General features: G+C 61.1%; 14 protein-coding genes and 1 tRNA gene. 11 read left to right on the top strand and 4 right to left on the bottom strand.

The window, feature by feature from the left end; all coding sequences use genetic code 11:
- Nucleotides 1-3: 3 nt before the first annotated feature.
- The 3 genes from GRI42_RS04270 to GRI42_RS04260 are packed head-to-tail and all read left to right on the top strand — an operon-like array spanning nucleotide 4 to nucleotide 3,463.
- A complete protein-coding gene (locus GRI42_RS04270; protein ID WP_407692152.1) occupies nucleotides 4-1,803 on the top strand; it encodes a cation:proton antiporter domain-containing protein in 1,800 nt (599 codons plus the stop codon).
- On the top strand, nucleotides 1,800-2,738 hold the full coding sequence (locus GRI42_RS04265) for an aminotransferase class IV (RefSeq protein ID WP_160607106.1): 939 nt from the start codon (nucleotides 1,800-1,802) through the stop codon (nucleotides 2,736-2,738). Before GRI42_RS04270 ends, GRI42_RS04265 begins: the two co-directional genes overlap by 4 nt.
- Nucleotides 2,735-3,463, top strand: a complete 729-nt coding sequence (locus tag GRI42_RS04260; RefSeq protein ID WP_325065298.1) for a sulfotransferase-like domain-containing protein — start codon at nucleotides 2,735-2,737, stop codon at nucleotides 3,461-3,463. The genes GRI42_RS04265 and GRI42_RS04260 overlap by 4 nt, the downstream gene beginning before the upstream one ends.
- A 100-nt stretch (nucleotides 3,464-3,563) precedes the next feature.
- Here GRI42_RS04260 and GRI42_RS04255 read toward each other — a convergent pair whose 3' ends face one another.
- From GRI42_RS04255 to GRI42_RS04240, 4 genes are all read right to left on the bottom strand, one after another.
- Nucleotides 3,564-4,880 (bottom strand): HlyD family type I secretion periplasmic adaptor subunit, encoded by a 1,317-nt coding sequence (locus GRI42_RS04255; RefSeq protein WP_160607105.1) that lies wholly within the window; start codon nucleotides 4,878-4,880, stop codon nucleotides 3,564-3,566.
- Nucleotides 4,877-6,640, bottom strand: a complete 1,764-nt coding sequence (locus GRI42_RS04250) for a type I secretion system permease/ATPase (RefSeq protein ID WP_407692151.1) — start codon at nucleotides 6,638-6,640, stop codon at nucleotides 4,877-4,879. The genes GRI42_RS04255 and GRI42_RS04250 overlap by 4 nt, the downstream gene beginning before the upstream one ends.
- 43 nt (nucleotides 6,641-6,683) lie before the next feature.
- Nucleotides 6,684-10,601, bottom strand: coding sequence for a DUF7507 domain-containing protein (locus tag GRI42_RS04245; protein ID WP_160607104.1), 3,918 nt, complete (start codon nucleotides 10,599-10,601; stop codon nucleotides 6,684-6,686).
- Between the two features lie 335 nt (nucleotides 10,602-10,936).
- Nucleotides 10,937-11,026, bottom strand: a tRNA-Ser gene (locus tag GRI42_RS04240).
- 120 nt (nucleotides 11,027-11,146) lie between these two features.
- Here GRI42_RS04240 and GRI42_RS04235 point away from each other — a divergent pair.
- The 8 genes from GRI42_RS04235 (at nucleotide 11,147) to GRI42_RS04200 (ending at nucleotide 18,358) form a co-directional block, all read left to right on the top strand.
- Nucleotides 11,147-12,166: a lytic murein transglycosylase gene (locus GRI42_RS04235; protein ID WP_160609070.1), complete on the top strand. Its 1,020-nt coding sequence runs from the start codon at nucleotides 11,147-11,149 to the stop codon at nucleotides 12,164-12,166.
- Nucleotides 12,167-12,344: 178 nt separating this feature from the next.
- Nucleotides 12,345-13,508: a D-alanyl-D-alanine carboxypeptidase family protein gene (locus GRI42_RS04230; RefSeq protein ID WP_407692150.1), complete on the top strand. Its 1,164-nt coding sequence runs from the start codon at nucleotides 12,345-12,347 to the stop codon at nucleotides 13,506-13,508.
- Nucleotides 13,505-14,143, top strand: coding sequence for a dTMP kinase (gene tmk, locus GRI42_RS04225; protein ID WP_160607103.1), 639 nt, complete (start codon nucleotides 13,505-13,507; stop codon nucleotides 14,141-14,143). Before GRI42_RS04230 ends, tmk begins: the two co-directional genes overlap by 4 nt.
- Complete coding sequence (locus GRI42_RS04220) at nucleotides 14,104-15,093, top strand: DNA polymerase III subunit delta' (protein ID WP_234033825.1); 990 nt, start codon at nucleotides 14,104-14,106, stop codon at nucleotides 15,091-15,093. The genes tmk and GRI42_RS04220 overlap by 40 nt, the downstream gene beginning before the upstream one ends.
- A complete protein-coding gene (gene metG, locus GRI42_RS04215; protein WP_160607102.1) occupies nucleotides 15,086-16,645 on the top strand; it encodes a methionine--tRNA ligase in 1,560 nt (519 codons plus the stop codon). The genes GRI42_RS04220 and metG overlap by 8 nt, the downstream gene beginning before the upstream one ends.
- Entirely contained in the window at nucleotides 16,645-17,421 is a 777-nt protein-coding gene (locus GRI42_RS04210) for a TatD family hydrolase (RefSeq protein WP_160607101.1), read from the top strand. Before metG ends, GRI42_RS04210 begins: the two co-directional genes overlap by 1 nt.
- The gene (locus GRI42_RS04205) at nucleotides 17,418-18,185 is read left to right on the top strand and encodes an MBL fold metallo-hydrolase (protein WP_160607100.1); all 768 of its coding nucleotides are present in this window, start codon (nucleotides 17,418-17,420) and stop codon (nucleotides 18,183-18,185) included. The genes GRI42_RS04210 and GRI42_RS04205 overlap by 4 nt, the downstream gene beginning before the upstream one ends.
- Nucleotides 18,182-18,358, top strand: a complete 177-nt coding sequence (locus tag GRI42_RS04200; protein WP_160607099.1) for a hypothetical protein — start codon at nucleotides 18,182-18,184, stop codon at nucleotides 18,356-18,358. The genes GRI42_RS04205 and GRI42_RS04200 overlap by 4 nt, the downstream gene beginning before the upstream one ends.
- Nucleotides 18,359-18,375 lie beyond the last annotated feature (17 nt).

Below are 18,375 nucleotides of genomic sequence, written 5' to 3'. Positions count from 1 at the left end.
GCCGTGCCGCTGGCGAGCCGGTTCGGGCTCGGTTCGGTGCTCGGCTACCTCCTTGCCGGCATGGCGATCAGTCCCGTGCTGGGCGCGCTGAATGTCGATGTCGAGGCGCTTCAGGTCTTCGCCGAATTCGGGGTGGTGATGATGCTGTTCATCATCGGCCTCGAGATGGAGCCGAAGCGGCTCTGGGCGATGCGCGGCAAGCTGCTGGGGCTGGGCGGCGGGCAGGTTGTGCTGACTACGCTCGCCATCATGGGAATTGCCCTGATCGATGCCCAGCCATGGCAGACTGCACTGGCGATCGGCATGGTGCTGGCGCTCTCCTCGACCGCAATCATCGTCCAGACGCTGACCGAGAAGAACCTGTTGCGCAGCGAAGGCGGGGAAGCCAGCTTCTCGGTCCTGCTGGTGCAGGACGTCGCGGTGATTCCGATCCTGGCGCTGCTGCCCGTTTTGGCCATGCCGGAACTCTACGCCAGTGGTACCGGCCATGGCGAAGGAGGACATGGTGGACTTGACCTGACGGCGAACATGTCGGTGTGGCTCGCCGCCCTGTCGCGCATCGCGGCGGTGGCAGCGGTCGTCGGCATCGGCATTTACGCGATCCGCCCGCTTTTCCGTTACATCGCAGCGGCGAACCTGCGCGAACTGTTCACGGCCGCCGCTCTCGTGGTTGTCATCGGGATTGCCCTTCTCATGTCGCTCGTCGGCCTGTCGCCCGCGCTTGGTGCCTTTGTCGCAGGCGTAGTCCTCGCCACGAGCGAATACCGGCACGAACTCGAAAGCGACATCAATCCCTTCAAGGGGCTGCTACTTGGCCTGTTCTTCATCACGGTGGGAGCGGGCATCGACTTCGTGCTCGCCCAGCAAGTCTGGCAAGACGTAGTCTTCTGGGCGGCCGTCACCATCGCGGCGAAACTGGCCGTGCTGTTTGTGGTGGGGAGGCTTTATGGTCTGAGGAGGCAGGCGCTCTGGCTGTTCTGTCTCAGTCTTCCGCAAGCGGGCGAGTTTGCCTTTGTGCTGATCGCCTTCGCGGTCGCCAATGCGGTCTTCGCCCCTGAATTCGCGGACCTGTTGCTGCTCATCGTGGCGCTCACCATGCTGGTCACGCCGCTGCTGTTCATCCTCTACGACAAGCTCATCGCGCATGCCTACTGCACGGGCGACGAATTGGAACCGGATACGATCGACGAAGAGAACCCCGTGATTATCGCGGGCAGGGGCAGGGTAGGCGGCATCGTCGACCGCATGCTGCAAGCGGCGGGTCATTCCACCACCGTCATCGACTATGACAGCCACCAGCTCGAAATCGTTCGCAAGTTCGGCTTCCGCACCTATTTCGGCGATGCGACAAGGCCAGACCTGCTGCACTCCGCCGGCATCGATAAGGCGCGGCTTCTGGTCGTCGCGATGGATGAGCGTGAGCAGATCGACAAGCTCGTGAAGTACGCGACCAAGCACTATCCCAAACTGCACGTCATCGCGCGCGCGATCGACCGCAATCATGTCTACGAGCTGTGGGCCTATGGTTGCCGCGACATCATTCGCGAAACCTACGACAGCAGCCTGCGCATGGGCCGCTCGGCCTTCGAGGCGCTCGGCATGGACCGCCAGCAGGCACAGGCGGCGACCGATGCCTTCGAAGAAATGGACCGTAGGTTCATGCCCGAGGTGGCCAGTCTCTACCGGCTGGACATCCCGTATCACGAGAACGAGCCGCTGATGCAGCGGGTCAAGGAACTGCGCAGCGAATGGGATCCGATCCTCACCGCGCAGATGGACGAAATCCTCAAGAGGGGCAAATGACCGACAAGGAAGAGCGCGGCACCCACCTGTACGTCCCCGATAGGCGCAACGAGAACGTCTGGATCGATATCAACGGCGACCATTACCGACGGCCAGATGCGAAGATCAGCGTGTTCGACAGCGGTTTCATGCTCGGTGACGGCGTCTGGGAGGGCATCCGGATGCACGCCGGACGCTTCGCTTTCCTCGACCGCCATTTCGACCGGTTGTGGCGGGGCGCGAAGGCAATCCTTATGGACCTTGGCGTCACGCGTGAAGAGCTGGAAAAACGGCTCTACGCCGTCTGCGATGCGAATGGCATGACCGAAGATGGCGTGCATGTCCGCCTGATGTGCACGCGCGGTATCCGCTCGACACCTTACCAGGACCCGCGTGTGGTCGTGACGCCCGCGACCATCGTGATCATTCCGGAATGGAAGGAGCCCGCACCCGAAACCTCAACGCGAATGCTACGCCTCGCCACGGTCCATGTCCGCCGCGGATATCCCGACGTGCAGGACCCGATGCTCAATTCGCACAGCAAGCTCAATTGCATCACGGCGTGTATCCAGGCAGCGCAAGCGGGTGCCGACGAGGGGCTGATGCTTGACCCGCACGGTTTCGTCGCGACCTGCAATTCCACCCACTTCTTCATCGTGAAGGACGGGGAGATCTGGACCTCCAGCGGCGACTACTGCCTCGACGGCATCACGCGGGGCATGGTCATTGAAGTCGCACGCGAGGCAGGCATTACCGTACGCGAGCGTAACTTCTCGCTGACGCATGTCTACGGCGCGGACGAAGCTTTCACGACCGGCACGTTCGCCGGCGTTGCCCCGGTGGGACAGATCGATGGCAGGGTGCTTGGTACCCGGCGCGGGCCGATGGTCGAACGCCTCCAGAAGCTGTATCTCGCGCGGCTGGCTGCGGACACGAAGGGCAGGGCCAGCCCGTGACCATCCGCATCGCCATGTGGTCGGGACCGCGCAACATTTCGACTGCGATGATGCGCAGCTTCGGGGCTCGACCGGACACCTTCGTGAGTGACGAGCCTTTCTATGGTGCCTATCTGAAGGAAACCGGCGATCCCCAACCCATGGCCGATGCGGTAATCGCCGATATGGACTGCGACTGGAACTCCGTCGCCGAAGCGATGCGGGGCGAATGTCCTGACGGCAGTCCGATCTGGTATCAGAAACATATGCCTCACCACATGGAAGGCCCGGTCGACATCCGGGATTTTCCCGAGACCAGGCACGCCTTCCTCATCCGGGATCCTCGCCGCGTCGCGGCAAGCTACGCCAACAAGCGGAGCTCTATCCGGCCAGAGCATCTCGGGGTCACGCGGCAACGATTGTATTTCGAGATGGAATCCGACCGGTTGGGTTACGCACCGCCGGTGGTCGACACCAGTGACATCCTCCACAACCCCGGAGGCCTTCTTGCGAAGCTGTGTGAAAGGCTCGGTATTGAATGGGACCCAACAATGTTGTCCTGGACAAAAGGACCGCATCCCGAAGACGGGATCTGGGGCACTCACTGGTATGACAAGGTAAATGCCTCGACCGGGTTTGGCTCCCCCCCGGGTGGCCTACCCGATCTCGCGCCCGAATTCGAAGAAGTGGCCGAAGCTTGCCGGGCAGATTACGAGGCCTTGGCGACCTATCGCATAACCGCCTGAACTTACAGCATTTTTATGCGCTCCACGTGCAAAGGAGCTCCGCCGTGGAATACTATATGGGTGACGATGCACGCGAGCAGTTCAGGGACCATTCGCGCCCCTATTCCCTGAAGGCGTTTTCCTTCAGCCAGGTGATCGGCGTGAAGAGGTACGAGAGGATCGAACGCTCCTCGCCCAGCAGGCTGACATTGGCCACCATGCCGGGTCCGATGTCGAGCGGCTCGCCGTCCTGGTCTTTCAGCACCTCTGTCGTCCTGACCTCGACGGTATAGAAGCTTTCGCCCGTCTCCTCGTTTACGACGGCATCGGGCGAAATCGACGTTACGGTCCCGGCCATCTTGCCGAAGATCGCCGGATTGTAGGCGGTGATTTCGACGAACGCTCTTTGGCCGAGACCGACGTTGGCAATGTCCTGCGGGCGCACCATGGCCTCGATATAGAGAGCATCGTCGGTCGGCACGATCTCGACGATCGGCTCGCCCGAACCTACGCTTCCCCCGACAGTGGTGACGAACACGCGGTTCACCCGCCCGGTCATGGGAGCGCGGATCACCGTACGGTCGACCCTGTCCTCGAGGCCGGGGAGAGTCATCTTTTGCACCGACAGGTCGGCCTGCGCTTGCGAGAGTTCCATGCCCGCCCGGCTGCGCCAATCGCTGACCTGCTGCGCCAACGCCGCCTGAGCTTCGGCAATGCTGGACTGGGAGCGGGCGAGGGAGGCCCTTGCCGCAGCTACCTCGCTGGCAGCGATCTGGGCCGCGTTCTCGGCCTGAATGAGCTCAATCTCCGGCACGATCCTCTGGGCCGCAAGGGGCCGCAGCATTTCCAGCTCTCGGTTTGCCGTGACGAGATTGGATTCGCGTGCAGCGAGGATCGATTGCGCTTCCGCAACCGAACGCTGGGCTTGGACGACACGCGCCTGTCCCGCCGACCGCAGGCTGCTCAACTCCGCCGACCGGGCCGAATGAAGCGAGCGCTCGATAGTAACCTGGCTGTCCGGCAAATTGCCGTATTCTGGTGCCCCGCCGCTAACCTCGGCACGAAGCCTCGCAATACGCGCCTCCAAGGCGTCGACACTGGCTTCCGAACTGCCAAGCGCAGAGCCGGTAATCGCAGGGTTCAGGCGAACGAGGACCTGGCCGCGCCTGACGTCCTGTCCTGCGGTCACAAGGATCTCTTCCACCACGCCGCCTTCGAGGTTCGAGGCGACCTGCAGCTTTGAACTCGGAACGACGCGGCCTGACGCCCGTACTGTCCTTTCGACGGTTGCAAAGGCTGCCCAGACAACCGCGATCAATGTAAAGGCGGCAATCGACCACAGGATCAGGTTCGACGATTTCTTCGCCTTGAGCTCCTGCTCTTCGAATTCCTCTTCCTCGCCAAGGAGGCTGCTCGTTATCTTGGAGAAGGCGTTCATCGTGCCGCTATCCTTGTAACCTTGCGCGTGATGTCTTCAGGGGTGCCGTCCATCGCCACCCTTCCGCGCGACATGAGGATGACCCGGTCCACCAGGCCGAGGAGGGAGGGGCGGTGGGTGATCAGGATCAGCGTCCGTCCCTGGAATTCGTGGCGCAGATTGTTCATCAGCAGTGCCTCTGTCTCGGTATCGACTGCCGATGTCGGCTCGTCGAACACGAGGATGGGCGGCTGCCCCACGAGTGCCCGCGCCATGGCGATGGCCTGCCGCTGCCCGCCGGAAAGCCCCGAACCGCGGTCTGCCAGCCTGAGGTCGTATCCGTTCGGCATGCGTGAGATGAAGTCGTGAGCATGGCTGAGCTTGGCAGCCCTGATCATTTCCTCGTCATCGGCATCAGGGCGGCCGAGCATGATGTTCTCGCGGATGGTGCCGGTAAGCAGGGCATTGTCCTGCAGCAGCGCGCCTACTTTCGCACGCAGCGACTTGGGCGTTAGCTGCCGGATATCGGTGCCGTCGATCATGACCAGGCCGCTCGTGGGAGGGTAAAGCCCGATCAACAGCCGTGCGACGGTCGATTTGCCCGACCCGATCGGGCCGATCAGGGCTACGTGCTCGCCCGGTCGGATGTTGAAGTTGACACCCGTCAGGGCCATTTCAGCTGCGCCGGGATAGCGGAAATCGACGTCTCGGAACTCTATCCCGCCTTCCAGTTTTGCAGGAGCAAGACCGAGGCCTTCGGGCCCTTCGGCGGGCATTTCCATCATCGCATCGATGCGGCGATAAGCGGTGCGCGCTGCATGGATCCGCGTCAGCAGCACGGAAATCGCCCCGAGGGGTGCGACAGCGCGTCCGGCAAGGATCGAACAGGCGATCAGGCCGCCCATCGTCAGCGACTGGTCGGCAATCGCAAAGACGCCGAAAATCACCATGCCGGTATAGGCCATTGTTTGCGCACTGCCAGCGACCGTAGTGGCGAGGTTGGCGGTCAGGCGCTGGCGCAGCGATACGCCGGCATGGCCTTTCATCGCCTCTTCCCAGCGCTTGCTGAGCATGTCGCCGGCATTCGACGATTTGACCGTTTCCAGGCTGCCGATGGTTTCGACCAGCACGGCCTGTTTCCCCAGCGCTTCATCGAGAGCCTGCGACGAAAGCCGCCGCATGGCCGGCTGCGTTGCGAGGGCAGCAAGGATGACCACCGGGATCATCACCAAGGGCACCATGACCAGCCAACCGCCGATCATGGCGATCACCAGCAGTGTAATGATCGTGAAGGGAACGTCGACCATCGCGGTGATGGTGGCGGAGGCGAAGAAGTCGCGCAGAGTTTCGATTTCGCGGACGAGGCCCGCAAGCCCGCCAGTGGTGTGCCGGCTGAGATCCAGTCGCAGTGCGAGGATACGCTCGAAAATGGCGCGGCCGATATCACGGTCCACTCGGGCACCGGCAATGTCCACGAAATAGGACCGCAGGAGCTTCAGGACGAAATCGAAGATCAGGACGATACCGAGCCCAATGGCGAGGCCGATCAGGCTTTCGGTCGCATTGTTCGGGACGATGCGATCATAGACCGTCATCGTGAACAGGGCGGTGACGAGGGCGAAGCAATTGATCAGGAAGGCTGCGACAAGGACCCGCATGTAGAGCGGGCGACTTTTTTTCAGCGGACCCGATAGCCATGGCGCTATGCGCGGCTTCGGCCCATCCGATTCATGTTCCAAGTCTGCCAAGTCCAATCCTCCCCCCAATGAAAGGTCCGGCACCGCTGCCGCGATGGCAGCGATGCCGGTCCCGGACAGTGCCTCCTCAGGCGATGGCGATGGTCATGCCATCTCCCACCACGAGCGGGTCGTCCCCGATCGGTGCCACCATGAAGAGCCCGCTGTTCACTGCCTCGGACAATGCCGCCTGGAAGGCCGCGCTGTCACCGTCGCCGGCAACGAACAGGCCGTTCACCGTGCCGCTCTCGTTGTACTCGGCGAGAGCGTTGTGGATGTCCGCGCCAGAGTGATCGCTGTCACCTTGCGGGGACTTCCAGCTGTTCTCGCTCGTCTTGATGCGCGAACCGGCTACGTAATCGTCGAAGGCCTCGCCAAGTTCGGAGACCTTGGGCGTGCCGTCGGCGAAGCTCTGCATCCAGTCGATGGCATCATCGAGGTAATGCTTTGCCGTGCCTTCCGAACCGTCGCCCAGGCTGTTTCCGGCAAGGAAGTTCAGCCAGGTCGCCACAACGTCACGGCCCATCTTGGAGATGACGTCGTTCCCGCTCTTGGTCGATGCGTCGACCAAGTCCTGGGCATCCTTGAGTGAGATGAAGAACACATCTTCACCAGTGCCCAGCCCATCGCCGTTGTAGTCGCCGACGAGCAGGCCTTGCTTGTCCGCGCCGTCGATTACGCCATCACCATTGCTGTCCACCGCGTAAAGCAGGTCCTGGTTACCCTCTGTCGACGGATCGCCATCGGGGAAGCCTTCGCCATCATGCGCCTGGTTGTCGGCAATGCCGTCCCAGAAAGTGAGGCCATTGTTCGGGCCCTGCCAGAAGCCCGGGGTGCGGACGCCGGACCCGGGATCGTTGAGCCCGAAGTAATGCGCCGCATCGCTGTCGGACACACCTTCTGCGGTCGTGACCGTAACGGTGTTGATGTGCTGCCCGGCCTCGAACGGCATGGTGTAATAGACATTGATCGTCTCGCCCGGAGCGAGTTCGACAGTGTCCAGCACCCCGTCGGCATTGACGTCGTTCAGCGCCCAGTCCTCGTTGGCATCGCGCGAACCGTTGCCGTCGAGATCGACCCACGCATCGATCGAGGGATCAGCGTAGTTGAGCTCTCCGGCGAAGACGGAACCTCCCGGTGACGACAGGATATCGCTGAAGTCGAGCGCCGTCAGAGTGACGTTGCCGATATTGGCTACCGATACGAGGAAGTAGATCGGCGTATTCGCAGTTGTCGCCTGCGGCCCTGTCGGACTGTCGTGATCGTCGAGCACCGGATCGAAGGCGTTGCCGCTGATCGAGACGAGTTTTTCGACGTCGATTGCAGGCTCCCAGCACACGTCGACACTTGCGTCGTCCGAGGATTCTTCAGCCGCATCTCCCGAGGCTACCGAGACAGCATTGGCGATCGCGGTATTCACGATAGGTGTGTTCGCGTCGACGTCGGCCTGGGTCACCACATACTGCGCGGTGTAGGTCCAGGTCTCGCCCACATCGAGCTCGCCGTCGGCATCGGTATCGCCGCTGACATAGGTCGGCGAGAAGTCGTCGGTGTCATCGCCCGGCGTTGCCGCATCGTCGACCACCACCACGTTGTCGAGCGAGACATTACCCTCGTTCGTCACCGTGTAGGTGTAGGTGATCGTATCCCCGGCATCGGTGCATTCCGGATCGCTCGATTCCGCGTCTTTGACGATCTTGATCGCCGGATCGTCGCACAGTTCGACGCTTGCATCGTCAGAGGATTCCTCTGCCGCATCGCCGCTCGCAACCGAGTCGCCATTGGCGGTCGCCGTGTTCACGATCGGGCCGCCGCCGTCGACGTCGGCCTGGGTCACCACATACTGCGCGGTGTAGGTCCAGGTCTCGCCCACATCGAGCTCGCCGTCGGCATCGGTATCGCCGCTGACATAGGTCGGCGAGAAGTCGTCGGTGTCATCGCCCGGCGTTGCCGCATCGTCGACCACCACCACGTTGTCGAGCGAGACATTACCCTCGTTCGTCACCGTGTAGGTGTAGGTGATCGTATCCCCGGCATCGGTGCATTCCGGATCGCTCGATTCCGCGTCTTTGACGATCTTGATCGCCGGATCGTCCACGATGGGCACAGCTTCCACGTCAGTGTCCGGACCGGTTTCCGCAGTGTCGCCAGTTGCGATGTTATCGATGTCTCCATCGCCAAACCCGTTGGAATCGATATCTTCCTGCGTGACCGTGTAGCTGGCGGTATACTGCCACGTTTCATTGACATCGAGCAGGTTGTCCTGGTCGAGGTCGCCGATATTGTAGCCGAAGCCATCGTCGACGGGTGTCGCATCGACCGATGCGTAACCTTCGACCTGATCTTCCATGGTCACGCCGGAAAGCGCGTAGTTGCCTTCGTTCGAAATGGTCAGGAGGTAATTGATCACGTCACCGGGGCTATCGACTTGGCCCGTTCCTCCGAAGTCGTCGCCATCTTCGATGGACGTGACCGATTTCACCACGTCGATCGCCGCTACGCGGACGAGCGGGGCATCCTCGCTGTCACTGTCGGAAACCTGGCCGCGGGCCGAGTCACCCGTGACGCCGGCAGTATTGTCGATGTCACCGTCGGCGCCATCGGCACTGTCGTTGCCGTTGCTGTCCAGTTCGTCCTGTGTGACGGTATGACTTGCAGTGTAGGACCAGACTTCTCCGACCTCGAGGATGTTATCGTTGTCACCAACGATGTCGTCACCCCGCACGAGCGAACCGACATCGATATTGGGATCGGTCAGTACTACGTTGGTGAGATCCAGCTCGCCATCATTGGTGACGGTGAACTGGTAGATGATCTTGTCACCAGCGCTGTTGGCTCCGCCAAGGCCGTTCAAACCGACGCCGCCCTCGATTTCCGGAATTTCCTTGTCCAGATCGATGCTGGGGGTCAGCGGCTTGTTACCGATCGGATCGACCTGCAGGATGTCCCCGGCATCGGCGTTGGAAGAAATCAGCACGGTTTCGAAATCGCCCGTGGTCCTGACATAGCCGTCAGGCACCACTTCCCGGACCTGGATGGTGTAGCTTGAATCGAAAAGCGGGATGCTCCCGAAGGAGTATGATCCGTCCGGATTGGTGAAGGTAAAGCGTTCGCCCGGGTCGAGGACGCCGTTGCCATCGGTGGCCTCGACAATCCCGTCGAGGTCATTGTCGATGAATATCTTCACGCCGCCGAGACCGCCTTCGCCATCGTCGCGAACGCCGTCGCCATCGGTATCCTCGAACTTCGTGCCCTGGAGGATCACCGCATTCTGCAGGTTCCATTCTTCGAACCCGCCCTGGACGGTCCAAGTCGCTCCCGCTTCGCCCATCTTCACATACAGGTAGACGTAAGTCGTGGCCGGATCGGCATTGCCGAAGGCTTCTACAGGGACCAGCACGGAATAGTCGTCGTTGCCGGAGCCGGACGAATTGGCCTCGCTCAACAGGACCGACACGTCCTGGCCGGCATCCATGTCGTAAATCTTGTTCTGCGCTTGCAGGACCGCGAGGTCCTCGATCGTGCCGTCTTGCGATGCGTAGAGCTGGAAGGAATCGAGCGAGATCTGTGTATCGGGGCTCGAATTGCTTTCGTTCAGATCGACGCGGAATTCGAAGTACGCTTCCTCAATGCCATCACCATCCGCATCGTAGTACGTGATGGGAATAGAGCCGAGGAGGATCGTCTCAGTCTTGGACTGGTCGATCTCGTCGTTGCTGGGATGTAGCGGGTTCTTGTCATCGGAGTTGAACCCTTCCTCCACACTTCCGGGATCATTGTCGTCCTGAATAGCAAGGAAGGTGTTATAATTGCCGGTACCGGCGCCAACATTGGCAGCATCGAGAAAGACAGCGCCATTGATCACCGCAGAGGAATTGGCAGTTGTCAGGTCGACATCGAGTTTCCCATCGCCGGTTTTGTCAGTGATGGGCGGAAGGCCAACCGTGTCGTCGTCCAGTTCCTTGTCCCAGATGCCGTCGCCGTTTTCGTCTACTCGAATAGGCATTTCGCTTCTCCCGGTGCCTGAATGTTCAAGAAGCTGACCCAGGCGGTTTATACCGCTCTGATTTGATGCAATTTTCTCGCATCGCAGCTTGTTGAAGGCAGAAGAAACAGCCCTCGACGCGCCCGAACTTTTCGTTCGGTTCGCTGCATCGCAAGGCGGCCCAGAGTTTGTTGTTATGCCCGGTTGCAGGAGATGAAACGACTCGATCCAACAGGGTTAACGAAAAGTTAACCACGCATGCTACCAAGTCAACCGCTTTGTTTTGGCGAGCGTTTTTTGACGCTTCTATACATTTCAGCGCCGTCGCTGCCACAAAGGTAGCCAGAAGCGAAATGTGGCGGACAGGGTGGGATTCGAACCCACGGTGGGCGTGAACCCACGGCGGTTTTCAAGACCGCTGCATTCAACCACTCTGCCACCTGTCCGCAGCGAAAGAGGCGCTAGCGGCAAGGAATGCACTTGTCATCCCGGAACTCGTGACAGTTCTCAGGGATAATGCTTCACATGACATCTGCCGTTCACTTGGTTACTGCGAAGCTATGCTCATGACCTTACGCCCGATTTTGTCCTTCGCGACCGCGCTATTGCTTTGCATCCCGGTGGCACCTGCCAGCGCACAGTCGATGCCTTTCGATGCCTATCTGCAATTGCTGATCGCCCGGGCGAGGGCGGAAGGTGTGAGCGAGGCAACACTGCAGCGCATGACGGAAGGGCTGGAGCCCAGCCAGCGGGTCATCCAGCTGGACCGGTCACAGCCGGGGTCATCCACCGGTACGGGGTACCCGCCGCTCGCACCGTATATCGCAACGCATGTCGACGACGCGCGCATCTCCGGCGGACGACGAGCCTATTCGGCTGCAAGGGGAGAGCTTGCAGCAATCGAGCGGGAATACGGTGTTCCCGGCGAAATACTGACGGCCATCTGGGGTCATGAAACTGCCTATGGCGCGGTCAAGGGCGGCTTCGACCTCGCTCAGGCGCTCGCTACGCTGGCATGGGAAGGGCGCAGGCGCGAATTGTTCGCCGACGAATTCGTCGCCCTTATGAAGGTAGCCGACAAGGGTTACCCCCGCAGCCAACTCAAGGGCAGCTGGGCCGGAGCCTTCGGCAACCCGCAATTTCTGCCGAGCGTATATCTGCGGCTCGCGACCGACGGGAATGGCGATGGCCGTGCCGACATCATGAATAGTCGTGCCGACACGCTGGCGTCGATCGCCAACTATTTCCGCGATGCCGGGTGGCGCAGCGGTCAACCGTGGGGTGTGCGCGCCTACGTTCCAAGCGGGTTCGACATCGACCGCTACCGCACCAGGATCGATGCGCCGGTCTGCTCGCGCGTTCATGAACGCCATAGCCAGTACAAAACGGTCGAGGAATGGCGCGAGCTGGGCGTGCAGCCCCAGCGTCCGCTTGCTGCCGGCACGCAAGCCACCATCTTCCAACCCGATGGCCCCGGCACCCCGGCGTGGCTGCTCACCTCGAATTACCGCGTGATATTGGAGTACAATTGCTCGAACTATTACGCGATGAGCGTCGGCTTGCTGGCAGACGAAATCACGCGATAAGGAACAGTGCCGATGGCGAAATCGGGCGCGTTCGCCCGCCTTGCCTTGGCGCTGCCCGTGTCGCTGCCTCAGCCGTGGACAGCCCGTTGATCCTCTCGCAATGGCTGCCACGCGTGGTTATAGGTAATCCCACCTCGACACCCCTGTAGTTTCGCCGGAATGCCGGCGCGGAGCCGGCTTGCGTAAAATTTCCCGATTTGCCCTGATCCCCTCTTTTGCCCTGCTGTTTGCAGGGCAAGCGAGCGCGCAGGATCGCCAGCCTGCTGGGCCGCCAAACGCGAATGATGCCCCGATCGCATTCCTGCTCGACCTCACCAGTGGGCAAGTCCTTTTCGCTCGCGAAGCGGATCGGCGTTTCATGCCTGCATCAATCACGAAAGTGATGACGACCTTTCTGGCGTTCGAGTGGATGGAAGAAGGCAAGATTCTCCCCCAGCAGGTGGTTACGGTCAGGCCCGAGTTGTGGCGAAAGTGGCGAGGCGTCGGCTCGACCATGTTCCTGGCCAGCGGCGCGCGCGTGACCATGGATGACCTCGTACACGGAGTGACGACGGTTTCCGCAAATGACGGTGCCGCCGTCTTGGCCGAAGGCGCCGCCGGATCGGTGGATGCATGGGTCGCCGCGATGAACGCGAAAGCCTCCGAAATCGGGATGAGAGACAGCCATTTCGGCACTCCGAATGGATGGATGGATGATGGCAGGACGTTCGTCACCGCGCGCGACCTGTCCACTCTGGCAGCGGCCTTGATCCGCAAGCATCCCACAAAATACCGCCATTTCGTCGGGCAGACCGAGTTCACCTACAACGAGATCACCCAGCCAAATCACGATCCCATCAGCGGCAAGGTCCCGGGTGCGGACGGTATCAAGACCGGTTTCACCAACCAGGCGGGATACGGCTTCCTGGGATCGGCGCAGCGCAACGGCCGCAGGCTGGTCATGGTCGTCGCCGGAGCGCCACGCGCGCGGGTACGGGACCGGGCTTCGCGCGCCCTGCTCGAATGGGGGTTCCGCACATTCGACCAGCAGCAGTTCTTCGCGCCCGGGACTGTTCTCGGAGAGGCTGATGTCCAAGGCGGAGACAGCGGTTCGGTCCGCCTTGTCGCGCGGCGAGGCGTCTTCCTGAGCATGCCGAAGAACCACCAAGGCAAGGTCTCGATGACAATTCGGTACGACGGGCCGCTGCGCGCACCCGTTGCTACAAGCGAGAAGATTGCCGAATTGCTCGTGCAGGTTGAAGGCCTGCCCGAATACTCCGTACCGCTGGTGGCGGAAGAGGCGGTCGAGGAAGCTGGCTTCTTCGACCGGGTCATCAACGGCGTACGCGGGTGGCTCAGATGACGAGCGGCCGGTTCATCGTTTTCGAAGGCGGGGAGGGGATGGGCAAGTCTACCCAAGCTCGTCTGCTTGTCGAAGCTCTGGAAAAGCATGGTCTTACGGTCCGATTGACACGTGAACCGGGCGGCACTCCCGGGGCCGAAGCGATACGCTCCCTCTTGCTCGATCCCCCCGGCGACGGGTGGGGGCCGGAAGCCGAGGCCCTGCTGTTTGCTGCCGCTCGGGCCGATCACGTGGCCCGGCTTATTCGCCCAGCGCTCGAACGGGGCGAGTGGGTCGTTTGCGATCGGTTCCTCGATTCCAGCAGGGCCTACCAGGGTAGGGCAGGGGGAGTAGGCGATGAGGCCGTGCTGGGCCTGCATGCGATCGGTAGCGGCGGCCTTTTGCCAGACCTAACTCTCGTCCTCGCCGCAGAAACGTCCCAAGTGGCGCAACGCTTGCGCAAACGCGATGGCGACGAGGCGGATGCGATCGGAGGGCGCAGCGAGGCCTATCATAGTGAGGTGAATGCCGCCTTCGCGAGATTCGCTGACGAGGAACCCGCGCGTTTCCGCATGATCAACGGTGACGGCTCGATCGACGAAGTTCGCGAGCGGGTATGGCAAGCCGTCGCCCCGCTGTTCGAGGCAGGGAATTAATGACGTTGCTCGGCCATGATCGCGCCTGGAGCGAATGGCGCAGCGCGATGGGAGGCGAGCGAATGCATCATGCCTGGCTCCTCGCGGGCCGGAAGGGTCTGGGAAAGGCGAGTTTCGCACAGGCGGCAGCTCGCGAACTGGTCGGGGCCGGCCCGGACACAGGTGACCACCCCGATATTCTTACGCTTACCTATGGTCCGAAGAACAAGGAAGAGGCCAAGAAGCGCGACGACGGGAAGCCTTTCGAACTGGCGCGCGGCATCAAGGTGGAGCAGGTGCGCGAAGTGCAACGTCGTCTCACCACCAGGCCGACGATGGGAAGCCGACGCGCGGTAATCATCGACCCGTCGGACGACATGGAGGTGGGCGCCTCGAACGCGCTGCTCAAGAGCCTAGAAGAACCGCCGGCGGGGACTTTCTTCCTGCTGATCGCGCATAATCCGGCGCGGCTTCTTCCGACCATTCGCTCCCGTTGCCGGACCTTGAGGTTTCCTTCGCTGGCCAAGGAGGAGATGGACCGCCTCTTGCGCGAACTATCTCCCGATACGGACATCGCGACACGGGATGCGGCAATCGCGGCGGCAGCCGGGTCGCCGGGTAATGCGCTGTCGTTCGTGGCCCTCGGCCTCGGCCAAGCGGGCCAATTGATGCGCCGGATAGTGGAAACGGGCGACCGTGACTTTTCGCTACGCGGCCAGCTCGCAAGCGAAATCGGGATGAAGCAGGATATTCCGAGGCTGCAGGCAATCCTCGACCTTGCGCGCGCCATCCTCGCCGAACGCATCGAGCAAGCTGGACCTGATCCACGCATCTTGGTGGAAAAGCACGCCGAGCTCGTGAGGCTGTCGGCAGAGCAGCCCACGTACAATTTCGATCCCGGATTGCTCGCGATGGAAATCGGAACCTTGCTCGTCTCTGCTGGTGAGGCTAGCGAGCGCGCAAATGGCTGACCCTTTCTACATTACCACCGCAATCCACTATCCCAACGGCAAGCCGCATATCGGCCATGCCTACGAAACGATTGCTGCCGACGTCATCGCTCGTTTCCACCGTCTGATGGGGCGCGACGTACGCTTCCAGACCGGGACCGACGAGCATGGTCTGAAAATGGCCCAGAAAGCCCGCGACCTCGGGAAGACACCGCGCGAGCTTGCGGACGAAATGTCCGGGGCTTTCCGCGAGCTCTTCGACAGGCTCGACATCACCTATGATCGCTTCATCCGCACCACGGACGAGGATCATCACAAGGCAAGCCGCGCGATCTGGGAAGCGATGGAGGCGAAGGGTGACCTGTACCTCGACCGCTACGAAGGATGGTACTCGGTCCGTGACGAGGCCTATTACGACGAAAAGGAACTTGTCGAGGGGGAAGGGGGTGAAAAGCTCTCGCCCCAAGGCACTCCGGTCGAATGGACCGAGGAAGAAACCTGGTTTTTCCGGCTGTCCAACTACGCAAAGCCGCTCCTCGAACTCCTCAACACTCCGGGATTTCTCGAGCCGGCAAGTCGCCGCAACGAGATGATCGCCTTCGTCGAAGGAGGCCTGAAAGACCTGTCGGTTTCGCGCACCAGCTTCGATTGGGGCGTGAAAGTGCCGGGGCATGAAAATCATGTCATGTATGTGTGGGTCGATGCCCTGACGAACTACATCACCGGCCTCGGTTATCCGGATGGCGGCGAGCTCTGGCAGAAGTACTGGCCGGCCAGCCTGCACTTGATCGGCAAGGACATCGTCCGGTTCCACACCATCTATTGGCCCGCCTTCCTCATAAGCGCCGGCATCCCGGTCCCGCAGAAGGTTTTCGGGCACGGGTTCCTGCTCAATCGCGGCGTCAAGGAATCCAAGTCCGCGGGGAATGTCACCGATCCCAACGATCTGGTCGATCTGTTCGGAGTGGATTCCCTCCGGTATTTCCTGATGGCCGAAGTCATCTTCGGCAAGGATGGAAGCTATTCGGCCGAAGCCCTTGTAAACAAGGTGAATGCGGAACTGGCAAACAGCTTCGGCAACCTCGCCCAGCGCACGCTTTCGATGATCTCGAAGAACATGGACGGCAAGCTCGAGGCTTTCGAGACCAATGACGATGACAAGGCGCTTCTTTCAACTGTCCGCAATGCTTGCGCCGAGGTCCTGCCCCAGGAATTCGACGCGCTGAATTTCAGCGTGGGCATCGAAGCGTGGCTCAAGGCAGTCTTCGCTTGTAATGCCTATGTCGACGAACAGGCGCCATGGGGTCTGAAGAAGACCGATCCGGAACGCATGAAGGCGGTCCTTCAGACGCTTTTTCTCGCCATTCGCGACCTGGCGATCGCGATCCAGCCTGTCGTTCCGACCAAGGCGGCCGCGGTACTCGACCAGCTCGGTGTCCCGGGCGAACGGCGTACCTATGCCGACCTTGCGGATTACAGATGGTTCGATGAACTGGTCTCGGCCGGACATATTGTCGACAAGCCCACGCCCGTGTTCCCGCGCCTCGAACTGCCCGAACCCGAGGCCGCTTGATGCTTGTCGATAGCCATTGCCATCTCGAGTACAAGGGCTTGGTGGAAGAGCGCGACGAAGTACTCACGCGAGCCCGCGAAGCAGGCGTGGGCGCTTTCCTCAATATCTCCACCAAGCAGGCGGAATGGCCGCAAGTCGTGGGCACGGCCAACGCACAGCCGGATGTCTGGGCCAGCGTCGGGATCCACCCTCACAATGCGGATGATCACCCCGGGCTGACGCGGGACGAACTGCTGGAGGCCACCCACGATCCCAGGGTGATCGGCATCGGCGAGACGGGGCTCGACTATTACTACAACCACTCTGATCGCGATGCGCAGCGCGAGCTTTTCCGCCTGCATATCGGCGTGGCGCGTGAAGTGCAGCTTCCGGTGATCATCCACACGCGCAATGCGGAAGAAGACACCCTCGCCATCTTGTCGGAAGAGATGGGGAAGGGGGCGTTCCCCGCTCTGATCCATTGCTTTACCGCCTCGCCTGAATTCGGGCAGCGGGTGCTGGAGCTCGGCCTGTCGATCTCCATATCGGGCATCGTGACCTTCAAGAACGCCAAAGAACTGCAGGAATTCGCACGGGAAATTCCTCAGGACAGGCTGCTCGTTGAAACCGACAGCCCGTTCCTTGCCCCTGTTCCTCATCGCGGCAAGACTTGCGAACCGGGCTACGTCGGCGACACCGCGCGCTTCCTCGCCGATCTTCGCGGCGAAAGCTTCGATGAGCTATCGCGCGTGACGACCGACAATTTCTACCGCCTCTTTTCCAAGGCAGCCGCGTGAAAGTCATCATGCTCGGATCAGGAACGTCCACCGGCGTTCCACGTATCGGGAATGACTGGGGCGAATGCGATCCATCGGAGCCACGCAACCGCCGTAGCCGTGTATCGATCATAGTCGAGAACGACGCCCGGCAGCGTATCCTCGTAGACACCTCGACCGATCTGAGGGCCCAACTGCTGGCCAATGGAATAGAGAAAGTCGATGCGGTCTTCTGGACGCACGACCACGCAGATCATTGCCACGGCATCGATGACTTGCGCGTCATGCGCTATGATCGAAGCAATCCATTGCCCGGTTTCGCCAATACCAGGACATGCAAGAACCTGCTGCGACGTTTCGACTATATTTTCGACGGCCAGCACGGTTATCCGACCTTGATGAGCCTCAAAGAAGTGTCGCAAGTTCAACTGGTTGCTGGATTTTCTTTCGATTATGTCGAGATGCCGCACGGGCCGGTGACAAGCACCGGTTTCCGGTTTGAGGCCGACGGGAAGTCCATCGTTTACGCGACGGATTTCAGCGAGATCACTAAAGACATGATCGATTGCTTCAAAGGCACCGACATTCTGGTGGTCGATTGCCTGCGCCGCCGGCCGCATCCAACGCATGCCCACCTGGACATGGCAATCGACCTGGCTCGGCGATGCAAAGCGAAAACTGCCGTACTGACGCATCTCGACAAGACTATGGATTACGCCTCGCTGGTGGACGAAGTCCCGAGCGGCATCGTAGTCGGGTATGACGGATTGGAGTTGCGCGCATGAGCATCGGAGCATGGATGTGGGCGGCGGTGATGGCTGCTTTGGCCATAGTATACCTGAGAGGGATGCGGTCCGACGGGCTCACCGGCAACAAGATGCTCAAGATTGCCTTGGTATGGGTGGCAATCATCCTGGGGGCATATGTGATCGTCAGCTGGCTGACCGGAATGTCATAACCGCCTTACAGATTATT

It is taken from the genome of Qipengyuania gaetbuli (genome assembly GCF_009827315.1).
GTDB lineage: Bacteria > Pseudomonadota > Alphaproteobacteria > Sphingomonadales > Sphingomonadaceae > Qipengyuania > Qipengyuania gaetbuli.
Note: the sequence above shows the minus strand (reverse complement) of the source record. Positions and strands in the feature narration are given on the sequence as shown.